Source organism: Streptomyces sp. NPDC030991, from assembly GCF_055571235.1.
The window spans coordinates 1-1,456 of record NZ_JBVIFR010000057.1; the positions used below are offsets into that span (position 1 = coordinate 1).

Consider the following 1,456-nt stretch of genomic DNA (forward strand, 5'->3'; position numbering starts at 1 on the left):
CCCCGTTACCGTCTTCGTGGCCCTGAAACAGGGCTCCCGGCCTCCGGCCCCGGTATGACTCGGTCCCCCAGTCGATGATGGTCGAAAAGGTGGTGTCGCCGGTGCCGGAGGCATTGGCAGACCGCTGATTAGAGGCACGAGCGCCCTTGGGCAGTCTCTTCGTAACGTGGATGCCGGCACGCTGATGCCGCAGGTGAGGCCGGGAAGAGTGCGAGCGCGGGAGCGAAGGCATGTGGGATGAGCCGGGCATAGACGTCTATCTTGGCCTGGACGTTGGCAAGGGCGATCATCATGCTGCCGCTGTGAACCGGGCGGGGAAGAAGGTCTTCGACAAGCCGCTGCCCAATAGCGAACCAAGGCTGCGGGAGCTATTCGACAAACTCCAGGCCAAGCACGGAACGGTACTGGTGGTCGTTGACCAGCCGGCTTCCATCGGGGCCCTGCCGCTGGCGGTCGCCCGGGACGCGGGCTGCCAGGTCGCCTACCTGCCCGGACTCACGATGCGGCGGATCGCTGACCTTTACCCTGGCGAGGCGAAAACGGACGCCCGCGACGCGTTCATCATCGCGGATGCCGCCAGAGCGATGCCCCACACTCTGAGGACCATCGATCTCGCGGACGAGACCGTCGCCGAACTCGCGATGATCGTCGGATTCGACGACGATCTCGCAGGCGAGTCGACAAGAATCGCCAACCGGCTTCGTGGCCTTCTCACCCAGATCCACCCGTCCCTGGAACGAGTCTTGGGACCGCGGATCCAGCACCCGGCCGTGCTCAAACTGCTAGACCAGTTCGGCTCCCCGGCCCAGATCCGCAAAGCCGGACGCCGTCGCCTCGTGACCCTGATACGTCCCAAGGCACCGCGAATGGCCGAACGACTGATCGAGGACATCTTCACCGCACTCGACGAACAGACAGTCGTAGTTCCCGGAACCGATGCTGCCGCGCTGATCGTCCCCAGCCTCGCCAGTTCACTCCAGTCCGTGCTTGACCAGCGCAAACTCCTCGCGGCACGGATCGAGGAACTCCTGGACGCCCACCCTCTTTCCCAGGTCCTGATCTCAATGCCCGGCATCGGGATCAGGACCGCGGCCCGCATCCTCATCGACGTCGGTGACGGCAGCGGCTTCGCCACCGCCGGCCACCTCGCCGCCTACGCCGGCCTCGCGCCGGTAACCCGGAACTCCGGCTCCTCCATCCGCGGCGAACATCCCTCCCGGCGAGGCAACAAACAACTCAAGAGGGCTTTCTACCTGGCCGCGTTCGCCTCGCTCTCCCAGCCCGAGTCACGCGCCTACTACGACCGCAAACGACGCGAGGGGAAACACCACGTCGCCGCCCTCATCGCGCTCGCCCGACGCCGCATCGACGTCCTCTTCGCCATGCTCCGAGACGGAACCTTCTACCAACCACCCACACCAGCAACGGCTTGACGAAAACCATAGAGGCACCTTTT

At 65.0% G+C, this 1,456-nt stretch carries 1 protein-coding gene; it reads left to right on the plus strand.

Features of this window, described 5'->3' with window-relative positions:
• Window positions 1–230: 230 nt before the first annotated feature.
• Window positions 231–1,433 carry an IS110 family RNA-guided transposase gene (locus ACZ45E_RS39870; protein ID WP_468231450.1) on the plus strand — a complete coding sequence of 401 codons (1,203 nt, stop codon included), beginning with the start codon at window positions 231–233 and terminating at the stop codon, window positions 1,431–1,433.
• Window positions 1,434–1,456 lie beyond the last annotated feature (23 nt).

Coding starts and splice junctions, on each gene's coding strand:
- ACZ45E_RS39870 (WP_468231450.1), top strand. CDS start 231: ATGTGGGATGAGCCGGGCATAGACGTCTATCTTGGCCTGGACGTTGGC.